The organism is Methanosarcina sp. KYL-1 (genome assembly GCF_024372725.1).
GTDB lineage: Archaea > Halobacteriota > Methanosarcinia > Methanosarcinales > Methanosarcinaceae > Methanosarcina.
Map to the genome: position 1 here is coordinate 159,281 of NZ_VOUA01000001.1, position 18,956 is coordinate 178,236.

Annotated in this window: 16 protein-coding genes; 7 read left to right on the forward strand and 9 right to left on the reverse strand. The window is 47.7% G+C overall.

Features of this window, described 5'->3' with window-relative positions:
• Positions 1–102: 102 nt before the first annotated feature.
• Positions 103–1,059: a beta-ribofuranosylaminobenzene 5'-phosphate synthase gene (locus FTO70_RS00790; protein WP_255333783.1), complete on the reverse strand. Its 957-nt coding sequence runs from the start codon at positions 1,057–1,059 to the stop codon at positions 103–105.
• 214 nt (positions 1,060–1,273) lie between these two features.
• Positions 1,274–2,830 carry a 2,3-bisphosphoglycerate-independent phosphoglycerate mutase gene (gene gpmI, locus FTO70_RS00795; protein ID WP_255333784.1) on the reverse strand — a complete coding sequence of 519 codons (1,557 nt, stop codon included), beginning with the start codon at positions 2,828–2,830 and terminating at the stop codon, positions 1,274–1,276.
• Between the two features lie 252 nt (positions 2,831–3,082).
• Between gpmI and FTO70_RS00800 the strand changes: the two genes are divergently transcribed.
• Together FTO70_RS00800 and FTO70_RS00805 are read left to right on the forward strand one after the other, a co-directional pair.
• A complete protein-coding gene (locus tag FTO70_RS00800) occupies positions 3,083–3,685 on the forward strand; it encodes an acetate uptake transporter (protein WP_255333785.1) in 603 nt (200 codons plus the stop codon).
• A gap of 248 nt (positions 3,686–3,933) precedes the next feature.
• Positions 3,934–4,770 carry a class I SAM-dependent methyltransferase gene (locus FTO70_RS00805; RefSeq protein ID WP_255333786.1) on the forward strand — a complete coding sequence of 279 codons (837 nt, stop codon included), beginning with the start codon at positions 3,934–3,936 and terminating at the stop codon, positions 4,768–4,770.
• 256 nt (positions 4,771–5,026) lie between these two features.
• On the opposite strand, the gene FTO70_RS00810 is transcribed toward FTO70_RS00805, so the two are convergent.
• Positions 5,027–5,524, reverse strand: coding sequence for a methyltransferase dimerization domain-containing protein (locus FTO70_RS00810; protein WP_255333787.1), 498 nt, complete (start codon positions 5,522–5,524; stop codon positions 5,027–5,029).
• A 792-nt stretch (positions 5,525–6,316) separates the two neighbouring features.
• Between FTO70_RS00810 and FTO70_RS00815 the strand changes: the two genes are divergently transcribed.
• Positions 6,317–7,240 (forward strand): UbiA family prenyltransferase, encoded by a 924-nt coding sequence (locus tag FTO70_RS00815; RefSeq protein WP_255333788.1) that lies wholly within the window; start codon positions 6,317–6,319, stop codon positions 7,238–7,240.
• A gap of 200 nt (positions 7,241–7,440) precedes the next feature.
• Here FTO70_RS00815 and FTO70_RS00820 read toward each other — a convergent pair whose 3' ends face one another.
• The gene (locus tag FTO70_RS00820) at positions 7,441–8,226 is read right to left on the reverse strand and encodes a winged helix-turn-helix domain-containing protein (RefSeq protein ID WP_255333789.1); all 786 of its coding nucleotides are present in this window, start codon (positions 8,224–8,226) and stop codon (positions 7,441–7,443) included.
• A 799-nt stretch (positions 8,227–9,025) separates the two neighbouring features.
• Positions 9,026–10,642: a bifunctional phosphoribosylaminoimidazolecarboxamide formyltransferase/IMP cyclohydrolase gene (purH, locus tag FTO70_RS00825; protein ID WP_255333790.1), complete on the reverse strand. Its 1,617-nt coding sequence runs from the start codon at positions 10,640–10,642 to the stop codon at positions 9,026–9,028.
• Positions 10,643–10,977: 335 nt separating this feature from the next.
• On the opposite strand from purH, the gene FTO70_RS00830 reads away from it, so the two are divergent.
• On the forward strand, positions 10,978–12,330 hold the full coding sequence (locus tag FTO70_RS00830) for an NAD(P)/FAD-dependent oxidoreductase (protein ID WP_255333791.1): 1,353 nt from the start codon (positions 10,978–10,980) through the stop codon (positions 12,328–12,330).
• A 234-nt stretch (positions 12,331–12,564) separates the two neighbouring features.
• Positions 12,565–13,263: an endonuclease III gene (gene nth / locus FTO70_RS00835; protein ID WP_255333792.1), complete on the forward strand. Its 699-nt coding sequence runs from the start codon at positions 12,565–12,567 to the stop codon at positions 13,261–13,263.
• Between the two features lie 84 nt (positions 13,264–13,347).
• Here the strand turns inward: nth and FTO70_RS00840 are convergent, their stop codons facing one another.
• The 4 genes from FTO70_RS00840 to FTO70_RS00855 all read right to left on the reverse strand — a co-directional run bounded on the left by FTO70_RS00840 (position 13,348) and on the right by FTO70_RS00855 (position 16,741).
• Positions 13,348–13,653 carry a PDGLE domain-containing protein gene (locus FTO70_RS00840; RefSeq protein WP_255333793.1) on the reverse strand — a complete coding sequence of 102 codons (306 nt, stop codon included), beginning with the start codon at positions 13,651–13,653 and terminating at the stop codon, positions 13,348–13,350.
• The gene (cbiM, locus tag FTO70_RS00845) at positions 13,650–14,315 is read right to left on the reverse strand and encodes a cobalt transporter CbiM (protein WP_255333794.1); all 666 of its coding nucleotides are present in this window, start codon (positions 14,313–14,315) and stop codon (positions 13,650–13,652) included. Before cbiM ends, FTO70_RS00840 begins: the two co-directional genes overlap by 4 nt.
• 597 nt (positions 14,316–14,912) lie before the next feature.
• A complete protein-coding gene (gene cbiQ, locus FTO70_RS00850) occupies positions 14,913–15,719 on the reverse strand; it encodes a cobalt ECF transporter T component CbiQ (protein ID WP_255333795.1) in 807 nt (268 codons plus the stop codon).
• 56 nt (positions 15,720–15,775) lie between these two features.
• Positions 15,776–16,741, reverse strand: a complete 966-nt coding sequence (locus tag FTO70_RS00855) for an ATP-binding cassette domain-containing protein (protein WP_255333796.1) — start codon at positions 16,739–16,741, stop codon at positions 15,776–15,778.
• A 203-nt stretch (positions 16,742–16,944) separates the two neighbouring features.
• Here FTO70_RS00855 and dinB point away from each other — a divergent pair, with 203 nt between their 5' ends.
• A complete protein-coding gene (dinB, locus tag FTO70_RS00860) occupies positions 16,945–18,048 on the forward strand; it encodes a DNA polymerase IV (RefSeq protein WP_255333797.1) in 1,104 nt (367 codons plus the stop codon).
• Between the two features lie 546 nt (positions 18,049–18,594).
• The gene (locus FTO70_RS00865) at positions 18,595–18,843 is read left to right on the forward strand and encodes a protease inhibitor I42 family protein (protein ID WP_255333799.1); all 249 of its coding nucleotides are present in this window, start codon (positions 18,595–18,597) and stop codon (positions 18,841–18,843) included.
• The last annotated feature ends 113 nt before the right edge of the window (positions 18,844–18,956 follow it).

The window sequence follows — 18,956 nt, forward strand, 5'->3', positions numbered from 1 at the left end:
GCTTTTGAATAAGGTTTTCAGCTTTTGAATAAGGTTTTCAGCTTTTGAATAAGGTTTTCAGCTTTTGAATAAAGTTTTCAGTTTCAGAGCCCGATTTCCGACTCAGGTCCTGGAGATCTCTGCACCTCTATTTTTTGCTTTTGTCATGAAGACTTTTCCGCCCACCGACTCATCGAGCATTTTCTGGACCTCAGCCTGGAGTTCCCTGCCCTGCGCCCGGTTGTCCACAAGGGAGTAGACCACAGGCCCAAAGGAGCTTACTCCGGCTCCGTAACTGCGGCTGCGCATGAATGAGGCAATGTTTTTCACAAAATCGGGCCAGATCAGGCTTTCCCGTTTGTTGAAGCCCACGGTCTGGACGTGGTTTACGGCAGCCCCGAAGTTCTCTATGTCTTTTTCGATCACTGAGGTCATCATCTGCATGAGTACCACATGGGCAACTTCCCTTACCTCTTCTATCGGGAGGGGGCAGAATTCCTTGAAGATGTTGATCTCATCCTCGTCGTGCATCCCTTTGTCGTTTGGGACCGCGACCACTATGTCCCAATCAGGAAAGTCCTCCCTGAAAAGCACGGGCCCGGGAGGCACCCTGCTGGCAGCTGAAGGCAGGAAGGCTCCCTTGTCCTTAAACCTGTGCCCTCCGTCCACAATGAAACCGCCCTTTTCAAAAGCCGTTACCCCTATTCCCGAGGTCCCTCCTCGCCGCACTGCAGATGCAAGCTCACGCACGCTTTTCCCAAGCCCGTAAAGCTCGTTCACGGCTGCCGCAGCAGCAAGGGATGACTGGGTTCCGGACCCAAAACCGACATGGGCAGGGATAAGCTCTTCCACAAGGATCCTCACCCCTTTTCCCTCGGGAAGCAGGGATTCCGCGGCTTTTTCCATTCGTTCGGTAAATCCCTGTCCTCCCTCGATCCGGATCCCTTCTGCTTCTTCTGCCGTGAGCCTGACATTTGGGGAGGAAAGGGTCAGCCCAGCTCCTCCGTCTACTCTTCCGATCTCAGCGTTCATATCGATAAGGGTCAGGTGAAGTCGGCAAGGAGTTGTTATTTTGATCATTCCTTATACATCCCGGGAATATTCATTCGATATATATAAAAAATTTAGTATGTGCCTTCTCTTATTGTTGTTGCTGCTATTTAAGCTTTCTAAAAATATCATACTTCTTCATACAGAATTTTATGAGGGGGGCTTCGGGAAGCTTCAGAAAACCTGAAGGCGATGAGAAATAAGTGAATAAAATGAAAAAAAAGAGAAAAGCCTAAATATTCCCTTAATTGCCGGCTTTTCTTACGATCAACGACTTTCCCGTCATTTCTGTGGGCTTAGGGATCTCCAGAAGGTCAAGTATGGTCGGGGCAAGGTCGCAGAGCTTTCCGTCCTTCAGGGCTTCGACTTCTTCGTTTCCTGCGTAGATGCACTTTACGGGGTTTGAGGTATGTGCTGTGTGGGCATCTCCTGTATCCGGGTTTGCCATCTGTTCGGCATTTCCGTGGTCTGCGGTAACTATTGCCACTCCTCCTGCCTTACGAAGGGCTTCTACAATCCTTCCCACGCAGGTATCTACGGTTTCCACTGCTGTAACGGCAGCATCGAAAATCCCTGTGTGCCCCACCATGTCCATGTTGGCGAAATTCAGGATGATCACGTCGTACTTTCCGGACTCTATGCGTTTGATTACCTCATCCGTAACCTCGTAGGCGCTCATCTCGGGCTGAAGGTCGTATGTCGGGACCTTTGGGGAGGGGACAAGGCAGCGGTCTTCTCCTTCATAGCTTTTCTCGACTCCTCCGTTCAGGAAAAAAGTTACGTGGGCGTATTTTTCGGTTTCTGCAATGCGTAGCTGGGTTTTACCATGTTTGCTCAGCACTTCTCCAAGCACGTTTTCCAGGTTTTCGGGGGGGTATGCGATTGGTACGTCCAGGGTCTCGTCGTACTGGGCCATGCAGACATAGTGGACTTTTGGGCGCACTTCCCTCGGAAAGCCGTCAAAGTCCTCGTTTAAAATAGCCCATGTCAGCTGCCGGGCCCGGTCAGGCCTGAAATTGAAGAATATTACGGAATCATTGTCCCGGATTGTTGCCCTTGCTGCGCCTGTTGAGTCAGTTATCACAGTCGGTTTTATGAACTCGTCGTTTTCTCCCCTGGCGTAGGCCTCGGCTACCGCAGTTGCCGCATCAGGTGCTTCAAAGGGAGCAACTCCCAGCGTCAGGGCATCATAAGCAAGTTTTGTCCTTTCCCAGCGCTTATCCCGGTCCATTGCGTAATAACGCCCTGAAACGGTTGCAATCTCTGCAACTCCGCTTTCCTTGCAAAAGGCTTTGAGCTCCTTAATGTCTTCAAGAGCAGCCCTGGGAGGCACATCCCTGCCGTCCAGAAAAGCATGTATATACACTTTTTTGAGTCCCCGGGCCTTTGCCAGCCGGATAAGGGCGTGGAGGTGGGTCATGTGGCTGTGCACGCCCCCGTAAGAGACAAGCCCCATGAGGTGAAGGCTGGAGTCATGGGCTTTCACATTAGAAACCGCATCCAGAAGGGCCCCGTTTTCAAAAAAGTCCCCTTCCCTTATGGAGAGGTTGATCCGGGTCAGGTCCTGGTATACGACGCGCCCTGCCCCTATGTTCAGGTGCCCTACTTCCGAGTTTCCCATCTGGCCTTCGGGCAGCCCCACAGCTTCTCCCGATGCCTCAAAGAAGCAGGAAGGGTATTTTTCCAGCAGGCTGTTGAGATTAGGGGTTCTGGCTGCCAGAATTGCATTTCCTTCTCCATCGAGCCGGTATCCCCAGCCGTCCAGGATCATGAGCATGAGAGGTCTTCTTGCCTGAGTCATATGCAGGGAATTTCCTCATCTGCTAATAAAAAGCTTCTTATGAATTTCTATATAATATATTTATGTTGTTTTGAAAATATATTAACTGTCCTTAAATATAAGTATTAATAATTACATAATTCACCAAAAGTAAAAAAAGAGGCGTAAAACAGGCATGTAGCCTCTCTTAACACCTATAAAAATTTAAGTCTGACTCTCCGGGTAACAGGCAAGAAGGATTGGACCTTAGGATTGTTTGGAGGACTGATTATTATGAGTGAGGAAATTCACGATATTATGAACATTACGCACGTAAAAGTCCAGGACTTTACTGCGAACCCGGCTCCTCTGGGGCTGATGGGTTTCGGAATGACCACGGTGCTTTTGAATATACACAATGCCGGCTACTATAACCTTGGAGCGATGATCCTTTCCATGGGCTTCTTCTACGGTGGGCTGGCCCAGGTGATTGCAGGAATCGAGGAATGGAGGAAAGGAAATACCTTCGGGGCTACGGCTTTCACTTCTTACGGGCTTTTCTGGCTCACCCTTGTAGGTATTGTCATTCTCCCTAAATTTGAATGGGCTGCAGGCCTGGCACCGGCCAAGACGGCTTTTGCTGCATATCTCTTTATGTGGGGCCTGTTCACTTTATTCATGTTCATAGGTACTCTGAAAGCCAACAGGGCCCTGCAGGTCGTTTTCCTTACCCTTACGATCCTGTTTTTCCTGCTTGCTGCAGGAAACTACCTGGGCAGTGCATCAATACTCAGGATTGCCGGGTTTGAAGGGATCTTCTGCGGCTTTACTGCCATTTATGCCGCCATTGGCCAGGTATTGAACGAAATGTACGGGAAAAAGATGTTCCCACTCTGAGTTTACGCAAAAAGGTGGTTTCACTCTAAATATTCAATTTCCCTTGTTGGGATCATTTTCCGGGCACAATGCCCGGCCCTCTTTTTTAAGGCTTCTCTTCTTAATTTCTCTACATTTTATCTGTATTTTCTTTACATTTCTCTGTATTTTTTAGGATTTTTTTTGGGAACTTATTTATTTGTTAATACTTATCTATCTATTTGTATTACTGCAGGTGGGTTTCAAAGGGGGGAGGACGAGGAAATATTATGGATGTAAAAATTGACTGGAATGAAGTCTGGAAGGAAAGAATGGAGGCCCAGAGAAAGGCCAGCCTCAATACCGACTGCGCAAGCATATGGCATAAAAAGGAAAATGCCAGGCGCTTCTGGGAGATGTCCCGGGAAAATGGGGTCAGGATCGAAAAAACCCTTGGAGGAATGGCCCTCACCTCTGAGTCAAGGGTCCTTGACATAGGGGCTGGCCCCGGAAGCCTTGCAATCCCCATTGCAGAGAGGGTAGCGCACGTAACAGCAGTCGAACCTGCCGAGGGAATGATGAGTGTCCTTACTGAGAATATAGAAACTTACGGGCTCAAGAACATTGACTGCGTCTATAAGGACTGGGAGGTGGTTGATGTGGATTCTGACCTCTGCCCCCCTTATGACGTGGTTTTTGCTTCTTATTCTCTGGGCATGAAGGATATCAGCGCCTCAATCCGGAAAATGGTAGAAGCTTCTTCAGGGTACATTTACCTCTACTGGTTTGCAGGGGAGACTTCCTGGGACATGCACTCAAGGAAGCTCTGGCCCTTCCTGCACAACTGTGAGTACCAATCGGGCCCCAAAGTTGATGTTCTCTATAATGTACTCTATGATATGGGGATTTATCCCAATGTCACCGTCTTTCCCTTCGAGCACACAAACCGTTTCGGAAGCCTTGAAGAAGCGGTTGAGCACTTCAGGTCCCATTATGCCGTGGAGTCAGAGGTGCAGGAAGAGATCCTTAGGGCCTACCTTGATGAGTTGCTCGAAGAAGAGGGAGGTACCTTTGTCCATCGGGGCTGGAGCACAAGAGTAAAAATGTGGTGGAAAAACATAACTTAAAAGCATATAGAAAAGGTGAGTTCCTGAAGGTTTGTACTTTTTTGAATGTATACCTTTGGAAATGTATACTTTTTGAATGGGATAAACTGCTGGCTGGTTCCGTGTCAACTGAAGTTAACTATATTGTGGGTCAATGTCAAGGTCCTCTCACTTCAGGTTCTGGCCAGTCCTTCTTCTGTTTTTTCGGTGGAACAGGTTTTTTCAATAGTTTTTTCACATTTTTTCAATGGTTTTGTTCAGTGATCAGGGCCACGGTTCAGGGGCTTTCAATTAAGTCAGGCTTTTCTGTGAGTCCAGCTCCTTCCGTGAAGTGTGAGAATGGCAGAAAGCTCCGCTTTTTCTCGTCTTTTCCGTAGTTCTCTTTCTCCGGGCAGTTATCATTCCCGATAAATTTCCCTTCCTTTTCCTGTGATTCCTGTAATTCTCGTGATAAGTCCTGGTTCAAGGAAGAAGTTTGTTTGCCCTCAAACAGAAATGGGGCGAGCATGGGGGCCGTAGTGTACAGTTCCTCTTTTTTTGCAAGGACTTCGCGGGAGACCAGCACGTCCAGGATACGGGCCGTAAGTGTGGGGTCGGTTCCGAGTTCCTCTGCAAGTGCTTTAGCACTTCTGGGCTCGATAAGCTTTGTGAAAATGCCAACCTCGACGGCCGTATTGAAAATCTGGCCTGCTTCAAAGTTCGGTGCAATTTCCCGGAGGAATTTCCCGCTATCTGCGGGAGATAGCATCCTCTCAGTGAGTTTTCCCGAATTCAATCCTACCTACCACCTGGTTTTATACGTTTTTGGGAATTCTGATCTGCGGATGGGGGATTTTCCGCAGTTTTTTCCCTTCCAAGATTACTTCGATTATTCAAAATTTTTCAGCAAAGATTTTGCTGGGGGAAATAGAGTATTGTGTGGTTCCGCTCCACATTATCTAAATTATGACCTATGTTCTAATTTTTTTTATCGTGTGTGCCATGAAATTAGACTTTGTCAAAGATAAAACTTTCGGAGTACTATATTGTTTATATATAATCTTAAGGTGTTGCTCTCCCATAAGAAGACAAGAGGGCAACCCTACCGGTACAGTACGTATAATTTTTTTCATCCGGGTCCTATTTTTTACTGCAGCCACCCTAAAAATAAGTCCGATGTCTGTTTAGATGTCTGCTTATAGGTATTTCCCCTTCGGCACAAAGAAAGGGGGTCATTATTGCCGGAATGATGGCTACCACCAGGTATATCTCCTTCAGCACAAAGATAGGGCGAGAAGTGCTATGGTTATACTGACGTCTCTGAACTTTCTGCTCCCTGCTTGATTGCCGTGCAGGAGATTATGCCACCATACAATCCCTTATGCATATGCCTAACATGTTTTTGCGGAATTTATTTTGAAATAAAATCTTTATAAAAATAATTATTAGTCTATTCTTCTAACCATTATAAGAATTATATTCTTATTAGCTCACAGCTCTCTGATTTTGTTTATCCTATTCATGTTATACAGGTCTCCCAATGTTCTATTCGATTAATAATATCGAACAGTGATGCAGTATTAGTTTTATGAACTCAAATGAATTTTTTGGAAGTTATGAAAGGGTTTTCAGGCACCGAAAGACGAACAGTTCCGGATACAGGGAAAGAAATGCTACCCTTGAACTCTTGAAGAGTTCTATTCTTGTTGCGTTTTCCGGGGCGCTTCGGATCCATATCGCATTCCTTCTTCTCCAAATTCAGTCAAGTTTGCTAACCTGTATTGCAGGGGGGCTTATTATCTATACTGTCTATACCCTTGACAGGGCTCTGGAGTCCGAGGAAGATACTGTAAACCGCAAGGAATTAAACGGGTCAAGACGGGAAGTCGCGCTTGTTGTTTCCCTGCTGGCCTTTGCAGCCGGGACTTACATCCTGGCAAAAGAGGGGTTAATAGCACTTGCATTCGTGCCTTTCTTAACCGGATACCTGTACAGTAAAGGGATAAAAATCGGCAAATTCGCTTTGAAACTCAAAGGCGGACTCGGAGTTAAAAATCTTGTAGTGGGGGTTACCTGGGGCACTTTTATCGCAGGGCTTGCTGGAAGCAGCTGTGTACATCTTCTGCCTATTCTTCTGGTCTTTTCCTTCTTCGGAATCAAACTCTTCATAAACTCTGCTATCTACGACTTCAAGGACATTAAGGGAGACACCCTTGCAGGCATCAAGACCCTTCCTGTAAGCCTCGGGGCACGGAACACACGCTACCTTCTCACCACCATGCACATGATCGTCCACCTGGTGCTCGGCATCGCTCTGATCGAGGGAATCCTTGCATTCGAGCCCCTTATTGTCCTGTACAGTTTCGTGTGTGGGATGTTGTGCATCCAGAGCTACACCAGGGTTGCTGACGAAGAGCTTCCTTTCCAGAAACTCGAAAGGACCTTCCTTGTGGACGGGGAATCCACTTCAATCGTCGGGTTGAGGCTGTTTGCAAGTGCTCTGCTATCATGAAATTTCATACCGGTAAAGGTATATTCTGAGTATGGTACTTTCCATACAGGAAAAAAAGTGGAAGCAAACCACAAAAGTGGAAATAAGCCACTATAAAATGTAAAATGGGGGGATGGAAGGTCAGAGCGGTTTCTGATTCCCACCTTTCTATTCTACCTTTCTATTCTCTTGGTGTCCTGGGATCTATACAGAAAAAAGATTTAAATGTTTTTTATCTCAATTGAATTTTCTTTGTAGTGTTTGAAGAGTTCTTCTCCCCATTTAACTGAGGAAGTGTCAAAGCCCACCAGGTCATTTCGAGGATCAAATGTCCCATTTTTGAAGAACAGGGAAAGGGAGAGGAAACGGTCTGTTACGACAAAAGCAATTTTTGCGTTGTCATAGACATGAAAACTCGTATGTTTGTACTCCAGAAATTCTTCGATTTCACTGTTGTGTTCGCTTTTTATCTTGAAGAACACATTTGGAGTAACAATTATAGAAACCGGGATATTCTTGCGTGCCATTTGCACGAACATCGTAGGGTAGTTGGGCAGGAATATAGAAGAAAAACCCATGAAACGGGTGGAGGACTGGACATTCTCAAGAAATGTTTTGTGGGAGTCATAGATGTGTTCGTGTTCATCCTTTATTACCCTGCATTCTCTGAGTTCCTGAATCCTGTTTAATAGGGGTTCGGGGATTGCTGTCAGGTCGTGTTCTTTCCAGAATTTCTCGTTCGCTTCTATTGCAGTCAGGGTGTCGAGGAAAGGCTTATAGTAAATGGCTGAAACCTTTCCAAGTGGGGTCAGCCTATACAGCCCCTCCTGCCTCATGATTAGATTGGCGTTTTCCATTTCTTTCAGGCGGGGCAGAATCTCCGGTGACCTTACGTCGAAGTAGTCTTTTATTTCGGAAAGGGTTCTTGGATTTTCCTGAAGTAGAAAGAGCAGGTCCTTTCGTTTTTCAGAAAAAGTAAGGATACTTAAAAGTCCGCTTGATTTCACTTTGATCAACCCGTTATTTTTTCGATATATATGGGGTGAATGATTTTTCATTCCAGGAATATGAGCTATTATGGGGCTGGTTCATAATCCGATAAAATTTGATCTCTTTCATATTTCCATTTTTCTGTATGTTGGGTGGCATTTAGATTTGGATGATATAGCATTACTAGAATGATATACGAATTCAATATATATTATCTTTTTTAAGAGTAACAATGATTTCATGGCACTTTCAGGTTATTTCGCTATGCTCTGGTTCAGTCTTCTGAAAATGCCTTTCCTCATTTAAAAAACTATCTGCCGGGTGTAAAATAATATTGGTATGTTAATGGTATCCTGTTATTTTACTGAAATACACTTTCAAAGCTAAAAATATATCTAAAGATAAAATAAGTCTGCAGCTAAAACAATGTAGTTAAAACCTTCTCTGCAGTTGATTCATCGCAGCTGAATGATATATTTGTAGCTAACCTGCCGCAGCTAATAGGAAAAAACCGAATCTTAAACTAGAGTAATTTACGAGACTAACTTAAACTGTAGCAAACGAGAGTAGCTGCGAATGGTATGACTATAAACGGGTAGTTCTACACTCAAGAGAGTCTTCGATAGAATGAACTTCTTTGTGAGGATCAGGTTCTTTGCGAGAGCCTTGCCGACAGGAGATTAAAAATCCACGTTTCTACTTACAATGGCCGGAGTCCCGCTGAAAAGAGACGTTCCCCGCCGATTGAGGCAGGGTCGACTTGATATTGTTTTCCGGGGCTTCCGGTTTTTGAGTTTTTCTGCTCTCTTCGCTTTTTCAGTGGAAGAAATGCCGCATGCCTGTGAAGATCAGGGCTACGCCAAGTCTGTTTGCGGTGGCGATAACTTCGGCGTCCCTTATGGAACCTCCGGGAGAAACGATATAGCGGATGTTGCTCTCTGCGGCATGGACTATGCTGTCGTCAAAGGGGAAGAAAGCATCTGAGGCCATAACGCATTCGGACATGATCGTCCTGCAGTATTCCTCAAAGGTTATTCCGGGCTGTTCGCGCTCATAGATCAGCTTCAGGTTTTCGACGGCTTTCGTGGCTGCCAGTTTGCGGATGGAGTCAACGCGGTTGGGCTGTCCGGCTCCCATTCCCAGCACCATGAAACAACCTGGGTCATATTCGTAGGCAAGGATCACAGCGTTTGATTTCGTGGCTTTGCAGGCTTTCAGGCAGAACTCCGAGAGGGCGCGTTTCTTTTCCGGGTAGGGGGCTTCGGTGACGGATTCCCATTTTTCGTAGATTCCTATGTCCCTGCTCTGCTTGAGCATGCCTCCTATGAGGTATTTGTAAGTGCAGTTTGTTCCAAAGCCGGCCCTTAGTTCTGGAAGTTTCAGGAGCCTGAGGTTTTCACTCTTGTTTTTCAGGTATTCGAGGGCATCAGGCTTGAAGTCCGGGGCAAGGATAATTTCCACGAATTTCCCGTTCAGGAAGTGGGCAGCTTCGAGGTCGAAGACTTCATTTGTGCAGATGATGCTGCCGTAAGCCGAGATCGGATCCCCGTCCCAGGCAGCCTGCAGCGCTTGCAAGAGCGTGTTTCCTGTGGCAAGCCCGCAGGGGTTGTTGTGCTTTACGATGGCAACTGCAGGGGAAGCATTCCCGAGTTCCTTTACAGTCTGGAGGGCGTTGTCAGCGTCAACATAATTATTATAGGAAAGCTCTTTCCCGTGAAGCTGGAGGGTTTTTGAGAGGCTCGGACCTTCAATTTCAGGCTCTTTGTAAAAATAGGCTTCCTGGTGCCAGTTTTCCCCATAACGGAGTTTTACGCCATCCCTGAACTTAAGGCGGAGCACTTCTTCTCCTAAAAGGGCCTTGCTAAGATATGTGTCTATGGCTGCGTCGTAGTTTGCGGTGTGCCTGAAGGCTTTGACAGCAAGTTCGGCCCGGGTCTGCTCTGAGACTACCCCTGTGGAGCGCAGTTCTTTCAGGACCCGCCCGTAGTCCGCAGGGTTGGAGAGCACTGTCACTGAACGGTAATTTTTGGCTGCAGACCTGAGCAGTGTGGGCCCTCCTATGTCGATGTTTTCGATGGCCTCTTCGAGTTCCACTCCTTCTTTAGAAACCGTGACCTCAAACGGATAGAGGTTTACGGCCACCATATCAAGAAGGGAGATATCTTCCTTTGAAGCCTCTTCCATGTGCTCTTTACTTTCCCTCAGGCACAGGAGGCCCCCGTGGATCCTCGGGTGGAGGGTCTTGACTCTTCCTCCCATCATTTCAGGAAAACCTGTTACTTCCGAGACATCTGTAACTTCGATGCCGGCTTCGCGAATGATTTTCGCTGTTCCGCCGGTTGAGATAATCTTTACGCCAAGAGCTTCGAGCCCGCGGGCGAGTTCTACGATTCCTGTCTTATCAGAGACGCTGAGCAGTGCCCTTTTTACCAAAAAATCACCAATATACTTGGTTTAAAAATTCCTGGCTATATACCTTATGGTCAACAGTTTTTATATAATATATTTCGAGCTTCACAGAGAAGAATCAGACTATAAAACCATTGAATTTTTTTTTCGTTAACGTGATGTTCCGAAAAGCGGTGGTTTATGTATATTTAAAGTTTTTTGTAATTTTCCTCTCCGAATCTTCCGGCTCTTAGAACAAGGAACATTTTTCCGAAAAAAGGATCAGGTGAAATACTTATTGTTTAGGGCAAGAGAGATTATGGGGTATATCCTCAGGGTTTTTCTTTACGGAGGATTAAAGCAGGGGAAAGGGGAGACGGATGGAAAGGGAATACGATATAGTAATCATCGGGACAGGGGTAGCCGGTACAACCCTTGCGCACCAGGTAGGGTATTCGGGCCTGAATATTGCAGTTATCGACTCAAGGGAGTATGGGGGGACCTGCCCGCTAAGGGGATGTGACCCAAAAAAAGCGCTTGCCAGCGCATCCGAAGCCGCGGACTGGAACAATAGGCTGATAGGCAGGGGTGCGGGGACTGAAAGCCCTTTACGGATTGACTGGCCCTCTCTCATCGAATTCAAGAGGACTTTTACGGAGGACTACCCCCGGAAAATAGAAAAGAGCCTTTTTGAAATGGGAATTGATACCTATCACGGAAGGGCTTATTTTGAGGATGAAAACACAGTGGCCGTCGGAGAGGATAAACTCAAGGGAGTTTACATTTTCATTGCGGCAGGGGCAAGGCCGAGAAAACTCGGAATCCCTGGGGAGGAATACCTCACAAGCAGTGAAGAGTTCATGGAAACGGAAAAGCTCCCCGAAAGAATTGTTTTTGTCGGGGGCGGCTACATCTCCTTTGAATTTGCCCATATTGCCCGGAGGGCCGGTTGCAGGGTCACAATCCTGCAAAGGAGTGAAAGGCCACTGGAGCAGTTTGACCCGGACCTTGTGGACATGCTCCTCAAAGCCTCCGAAGTCGCAGGAATAGAAGTCCTGACAAATAATCCGGTAGTTGCCGTCGAAAAAGAAGGGGGCAGCTTGCTGGTCAGGACGGAGTTCAAAACCGAGTCCCATTCCGAAACCCATACCTTTTTTGCGGACATGGTTGTGCACGGTGCAGGCCGGGTACCTGACCTCGAAGACCTGCAGCCGGAGAATGCCGGGATCAGGGTCGAGAATGGGGCCATTGTGGTTGATAAGCACATGAGGACCTCAAACCCCAGGGTATATGCAGGCGGGGACTGCACTTCCGAAGGCATGCCCCTTACACCTGTTGCAACCCTCCAGGCCCGGGTGGCTGCGGCAAACGTCCTTGATGGTAACCGGGTAGAAGCTGACTATACGGGCATACCGAGAGCTGTCTTTACCATCCCTCCCCTGGCCTCGGTGGGCATCAGTGTGCCTCCAGACAGTACTAAATACAGGGTGGTTTTCAGGGACCGGAGCAACTGGTATTCAACCCGGAGGACAGGGATGGAATTTGCAGGTTCAAAGGTGATTATCGACAAGGAAAACGACCGGATAATGGGGGCTCACATCCTGGGGCCAAATGCCGAAGAGGCTATCAACCTCTTTGCTGCGGCAATGCGCCTTGGCCTCAAGGCTTCGGACCTCAAGAAGGTCGTGTATGCCTACCCGGGGGTCTGCTCGGATATCGTGTATATGCTGTGACCTGCCCCGCAGACATCCCATTTTTCATCTCGTTCTCCTAACCTTTTCTATCTCCTTTTTTATGTCTCTTTTCTTCTAACCTTTTCTATCTCCTTTTTTATGTCCCTTTTCTCCTCTTTTCTACTAATTTTTTACACACATGCTTTTTTCCGTTCCAAACCTGTAAATACCACTTTCGGGAATGGATTGTTAGCAGGTTTTTAAACGCAGTTAAAGTTAAAATGGTGCCTCAGCATGTCCTCAAAAAACCTAAAAGAAGTGAAAAATTCTCGCTCCGGTGAAGAATACGAAATCCCCGACAACCGCCACAACTTCGACAAGATCTGGACCATTCTCAGGGAAGAGTACCCGGATGCAAAACCAGCCCTGAACTACGGCAATCCCCTTGAACTCCTTGTAGCCACCGTCCTTTCCGCCCAGTGCACGGACGCACAGGTCAACAGGGTGACTGAGGATTTATTCAAAAGGTACCGTACTGTGGAAGACTATGCAAACGCCGACCTGCAGGAACTTGAAGAGGAGATCTATTCCACGGGCTTTTACAAAAACAAGGCAAAAAACATCAAAGCTGCTGCCCGGCTGATTCTCGAAAAGCATAACGGGGAAGTCCCGAAAACCATGGCAGAACTTGTGACTCTGCCCGGGGTCGGAAGAAAGACTGCAAATATAGTGCTTGCCAGGGGGTTTGGAGTAATAGAGGGTATAGCTGTTGATACTCATGTGAAAAGGCTTTCCGGGAGGCTGGGCTTCACAAAGAATTCCGACCCGGATAAAATAGAAAAGGACCTGATCGAACTTACCAGAAAAGAAGATATGGATTCGCTCTCCATGACGCTTATCATGCACGGGAGAAAAGTGTGCCAGGCAAGAAACCCAAATTGCCCGGCGTGTGTGGTAAAAAAGCTATGCCCTTCGAGCATTATATATGTATAATCAAAAATCGGATTTTTATAATGGGGTAAAACCATTTCTCCCGGGTTTTTTCCCGGGGGATAATGGCTCTTTCATAAGGAAGGCTCAGGCCTTTTTGTTGAAGACCTTCCCGAACCCTAAACTGATTGCCAGTACCCCAAGAGTTCCAAGGGCAATTGCTGCAATTTCCCCGCTCTTGCCCATGCCTTCAATCGAATAGTCAGGCATCGGAGATCCCACTACCGGCTCCATTTCTTCCAGTTCGCTCATCCTTGACTCCTCGATTACGCCTCCTGCAGCGCTCTCAAGCCCGTCAGGGTCAGGAGAAGCCAGGAAGGGTGCAAGGGCCGAAATCAAAAGCGCAATCACAATCCCTGCGTAGAGGAATTTCATGTTTGACTTCCCGCTCATGCGTGAACCTCCGTGTTATACTTATCTGACCCGGCAGCGAAGCTGTCTTCCAGGAGATCCGGGCGGGACTTGGCAATTGCAGTGACTGCAACGGCCGTGATCAGCCCTTCTCCGATGAAGCCGATGATCAGGTGAAATGTGCCCATGGCCATAAGCCCGGGGACCAGGGGGAAGGTACCCGCAACCCACATCTGGACCGCACAGGCCATTGCCGAGATAAAAAGCCCGAGCCAGGCGCCCCCGAAGGCTGCGATGCTTGTGCCCACACTCTTGCGAAGGGCAGCATAAGTATAGTACCCTACAAATCCGGAAATAACTCCCATATTGAGAATGTTTGCACCGAGGGTCGTAATCCCTCCGTCCCCGAAGGCAAAACCCTGAACTAGCAGCACAAGGGTCAGCACCAGAACTCCTGCCCAGGGGCTTCCGAAGACAATGGCAACAAGGGTTGCCCCAACCATGTGTCCGCTTGTCCCCATTCCTATGGGGATGTTCATGGCCTGGATTGCAAAGATTCCTGCTGCAAGGGCAGCAAGGACCGGTACTTTCATTTCATCGAGCTCATTTTTCGCCCACTTCATCGACATAAAAATAAACGGAAGAGCGATTACCCAGTAGACTATTGCCTGGGTTAAAGGTATAAATGAATCTGGTATGTGCATTCCTTTTCCCTCTGTTACCCCTTTATTTTTTTATTTCTATGTTTTCACCGTAAACATCCTAAAAATAGACCTCCAGAGAATATTCCTCAATTGGGGAATTGAAAAATATCCTTAAATTGAAAGTCAGGGGGGTGCTGTTAAGTGAATGAAAATCATCTAGCTAATTTTATGACAAATGAAACGACTTAAATTTATTACAACTGTTTTCCATTGCGTTTTTTGAATAATGTTCTTGAAGATATCTCAGCAATAATAAGTATTTCAGTATTACATATATACGTTTTGGTATTACTTTGTTCGACAAATATTTATCTTATTACAATTAGGTATCCGCCGGATGGCAATGGAATCTACTTTGAGTATCTATGTATTCTCAATTAAGTCGAATCAGGTATCCATGCATGAATAGTTGGTATTAAATTATAGAATCAATGTCTGCTGCTTTCCGAAATAAACTCTAAAATTAATGCATACCTATTCCTCAGCTGTTTTTCCATGTTTTCAGGGAGTAGGGCTCTCAATTGAGGGCTTTTCAGGGGTTGAAAAATCGTTTTTATGAAAGGGAAAAGTCGGGGGAAACGGGAGATTACGGGGTTTTCAGGCAAAAAGGTGGATATAAAATATGCACCCGGCACTCAGGAACAAAAAGAAGATATCGGCTGTCCTTATTTTTGTCCTGTAATATGCTTTTTCGTGCCCGCTCCCATAGCCCCTGCAGAGCATGCTGATGTAGGTCTTTTCCCCCTGTTCGTAAGAGCGTATGAATATCGAACTTATGCTGTGCCCTATTTGCTCTAAAACCCACTTTCTCGGCACGTCTTTGTTCCAGATGTTGAAGAGCCTGGTCTGCTGGGCAATTTTTATCCTTTTCAGCACGGCCCAGAAAAGGAACAGGTAGCGCACCATCATGCTCAATAGCAGGGTGAACTCCCGGGGAAACCCTACCCTGTCAGCTGCAGCTACCATATCCCTCAGGCGGGTTGTGGAGGAGAGCAGGGCCACGGTCGTTATGCAGACCAGGAATTTAAGGAGGAGCGTGGTCCCGAAAGCCAGCCCTTCGTAAGTGATGCTGAGCCCGAAGGGCAAATCCAGGGGATATGGCGTGTAGCTTTCCATAAAGGCCGGCCTCAGGAAAGGCTGGAAGAGCGCTATCCCGAGCCCCAAGGGGAGCGCAGCAAGGATGCGCAGGCTAAAATACCTGAGGTCAAGCCCCGCAAAAAGGACCAGGAGCAACAGGTATGTTTCAACGGATAAGAGGCGGACCGTGTTTTTTTCATGGATGCGGGGCAGGCTCACCACGTAGATGATCACTGCAAGCGCGAAGAACAGCTTTATCCTGGGGTCAAGCCGGTGCACAGGGCTATTTTTGTATGACTCGCGCTCGATATCGGTAAGGGTTACCATTGAGTTTTCTCCTTCCGGAAGCTTTTCTTCAAAAGTTTTTCCATTTTTCCGGCTTTTTACATCCCGGAGCCCATGAGCCTCATGATTTCGTTTTTGGCGGATTCGGCTGTGATCTGGATGCCTGCATTTATCCCTTCCTGCTGCAACATCTCAAAAACTTCAGCCACCCTGGGGAGCCTGAGATGGGCTTTCCTGAGCAGGTCCGGGTTGCTGAAGATCTCTTCCGGGCTCCCTTCAGCTTCAAGTTTCCCGTGGTGGAGGACAAAGACCTTTTCTGCAAAATAGGGCACCACGTCCACGTCGTGGGTGGAAAGGAGCATGGTAATTCCGAGTTCCCGGTTCATTTTCATGATCAGGTCCAGGATGCGGGCGGAACTCAAGGGGTCAAGCCCCGCAGTAGGCTCGTCAAGCACGATTACTTCAGGGCGCATGGCCAGGATGCCTGCGATTGCAACCAGCTTCTTCTGTCCGCCGCTCAGGTGGTGAGGGGCCCGTTCTTCAAAGCCGCTTAACCCCACCATTTCCAGGGCTTCTTTTACCCTTGCTTCTACCTCTTCCCTGGGTAGCCCCATGTTTATGGGCCCGAAAGCCACGTCTTCTTCCACGCTCGGGGCAAGCACCTGGTCATCAGGGTCCTGGAAAACGATCCCTACGGTTTCCCGGCAGGTCCGCACATTCTTTTTTGTAATCTTTTCCCCTCTTACCAGCACTTCTCCCGAGAGAGGGCGCAGGATCCCGTTCAGGTGCTTGAAAAGGGTGGACTTCCCAGCCCCGTTGGCCCCGAGCACGGCAATCCTCTCCCCTCGGTATACCTTCAGGCTGATGCTGTCCAGGGCATTTGCAGCCAGGTGAGGGTACCTGTGGCAGAGTTCTTTGACCTCTATGACCGGAACGCCGCTCCTTCCTGCGGCCTGGCCTGCACTTTCCTGGCCGGGTCCCGTGTTCCTGTATGTCCGGTCGGTGTCCTCTGCCGGAACAGCTTCGGCTTTCCCGGAGTTTGCTTGGGGATTTGATATATGCATACTTGATAACGTCCTGTATGGGGGTCGCTGTTAACTTTTTCAAAAATAGTGCTACAACTAATGAAGTTATCTCTTTTATGTATTATGGTTTGTACTTCATTTTTTGTATTTTATGTCGGTGTTCTATTTTTTGTGCTTTTCTTTTCCCGGGCCTATGAATTGGACAGATAATTATACAAATCTTCCCGTCCTCTTTTCCTGTGATGCAGCGGGTCGTTCTCCACGTGGACATGGATTCCTTTTTTGCAGCGATAGAGGAGCGGGAAAACCCCGGACTCAGGGGAAAAGCCGTCGTTGTGTGCATGCTCTCGGGCCGGAGCGAGCTCAGCGGGTCAGTGAGCACCTGTAACTACCTTGCACGGGAGTCCGGGATAAAGTCGGGGATGCCCTGCTCAAGGGCAAAGAAGCTGAATCCAGATGCGGTGTTTCTGCCGGTCAGGAAAGACTTTTACAAATCTGTTTCCGACCGGGTCATGGAAATTCTCCGGAGCTATGCGGATTCCGGGGAGAGCGGGGATGCTTTTGAGCAGGTAAGCATTGACGAGGCGTTTCTGGAGGTTACGGAGCGTGTGGGAGGCGACTTTGGCCGGGCGTTTGAACTCGGGATGAAGATTAAGGAAGATGTCCGGGAAAAGGAGAGGCTGACCTGTTCGGTCGGGATAGGGCCTAACAAACTCATTTCTAAGATGTGCTCTTCGGCGAAAAAGCCTGACGGGATAACAATGGTGAAACCGGAGGACATCTCCGGCTTTTTGCAGCCGCTCAAGCTTACGAAGCTCTGGGGGATCGGGGACGTGACGGCAGAGAAACTGCAGGAGATGGGGGTCTCAACTGTCGGGGACCTGGCGGAGTACGACGTGATCGGGCTGATTTCCGTTTTCGGGAAAAACCGGGGGACCTGGCTCAAGCAGGCTTCGGCAGGGATAGACGACTCTCCTGTAAAGGAGCGGGAAGGTTCCGAGCAGATAGGGAGAATTGCAACGCTTCCCGAAGATACCCTGGACCCCGAAATGATTTATCCGCTGGTGGACAGGCTGGTCGAAGACGTTATTGCAAAACTGGATGCAAGGGGGCTGGTTTTCAGGGTTGTTACCTTAACTGCGATAAATTCGAACTTCAGGACGCATACGAAAAGCCGGACCCTGAACCATCCTGTCTCGGACAGGGAAATCCTCAGGCAGACAGCCCGGGAAATCCTGGTGGAATTCCTTTCGGAAAGTCCGGTCGAACTCCGGCGTGTGGGAGTCCGGGTGGGTGGGCTTCAGAAAAGGACCGGGCAGACAAGCCTTTTTGATTACGGGGCCTGAATTCTTTTCAGGGCCTGAATCCTTTTGTTTACCTCTGTGGCGTCCTCCAGCCCCGGGGCCGTGGAGTTCGGGGCAGCTTTTCGGCCTTTTGCCTTCCTCTCTTCTAATTTCTAAAATTAGTTCGCCAGGGCCGGGCTTACTGTCTTAAATTCGCAATCCTGAGACTTCAAGGCAGTATCCGATCACAAAGGCAGTATCTATATATTAATATTCCACTGGTGTCATTAAATATGTTGACCCTGACTTTAGAGGAAGTTCAACTGGTTTTATTTTCCTCTTTTGTCAACCCAATATAGAGTTTTTTCACAAAATTTATCAAACAAGAAATCCAATAACAATATGAGCGAATGTTTCAAAATTGCTTCCATGACCTGAATTTCTATCCCCATATTTTCGTCTGTAGCTATTTTTAATGTAGATCCTGTCTGCACGCGAATTTCTGTAAAAATGGCAACTTCTATGGAAATTCGCTAAAAAATGGCAATGAATTTGTAATGTGGGACCGGGAAGGACGAAGCACCATTGTAAGTTTAGGAGAGGGATAACATGCTGAAGAGACCGTTTACCATTCAGTTTCCCGAGAGTCCGGGCACGGGTTTCTCCTGGGACATAGCGACTACCAACGGCCTTGAGGTGATGAGCGAAAGATACGTCCCCTGCGAGGAAGATACTGTGGACGGAGGTTATCGCGTATGGGAAATCCAGGTGATTTCCTGTGGAAGCCAGAGAATAACAGGTACATGCCGTAAAGGAAACCAGATCGTAAGCTGTTTTGAAATTAGTATAGATGCCTGATTTTTCCGGCCCTGTTCACCTCCCTTCATCCCCCGGAGCCGGATCGGTTCCCAACAGGCTTCACTATGTGAACAGGAGCTATATTTTTCAATCTTTAAATCCTTTTTATTTCC

Excerpts from the sequence above, each read along its gene's own strand:
- FTO70_RS00790 (WP_255333783.1), bottom strand. The coding sequence starts at position 1,059 with ATGATCAAAATAACAACTCCTTGCCGACTTCACCTGACCCTTATCGAT.
- gpmI (WP_255333784.1), bottom strand. The coding sequence starts at position 2,830 with ATGACTCAGGCAAGAAGACCTCTCATGCTCATGATCCTGGACGGCTGG.
- FTO70_RS00800 (WP_255333785.1), top strand. The coding sequence starts at position 3,083 with ATGAGTGAGGAAATTCACGATATTATGAACATTACGCACGTAAAAGTC.
- FTO70_RS00805 (WP_255333786.1), top strand. The coding sequence starts at position 3,934 with ATGGATGTAAAAATTGACTGGAATGAAGTCTGGAAGGAAAGAATGGAG.
- FTO70_RS00815 (WP_255333788.1), top strand. The coding sequence starts at position 6,317 with ATGAACTCAAATGAATTTTTTGGAAGTTATGAAAGGGTTTTCAGGCAC.
- FTO70_RS00830 (WP_255333791.1), top strand. The coding sequence starts at position 10,978 with ATGGAAAGGGAATACGATATAGTAATCATCGGGACAGGGGTAGCCGGT.
- nth (WP_255333792.1), top strand. The coding sequence starts at position 12,565 with ATGTCCTCAAAAAACCTAAAAGAAGTGAAAAATTCTCGCTCCGGTGAA.
- FTO70_RS00840 (WP_255333793.1), bottom strand. The coding sequence starts at position 13,653 with ATGAGCGGGAAGTCAAACATGAAATTCCTCTACGCAGGGATTGTGATT.
- cbiM (WP_255333794.1), bottom strand. The coding sequence starts at position 14,315 with ATGCACATACCAGATTCATTTATACCTTTAACCCAGGCAATAGTCTAC.
- cbiQ (WP_255333795.1), bottom strand. The coding sequence starts at position 15,719 with ATGGTAACCCTTACCGATATCGAGCGCGAGTCATACAAAAATAGCCCT.
- FTO70_RS00855 (WP_255333796.1), bottom strand. The coding sequence starts at position 16,741 with ATGCATATATCAAATCCCCAAGCAAACTCCGGGAAAGCCGAAGCTGTT.
- dinB (WP_255333797.1), top strand. The coding sequence starts at position 16,945 with ATGCAGCGGGTCGTTCTCCACGTGGACATGGATTCCTTTTTTGCAGCG.
- FTO70_RS00865 (WP_255333799.1), top strand. The coding sequence starts at position 18,595 with ATGCTGAAGAGACCGTTTACCATTCAGTTTCCCGAGAGTCCGGGCACG.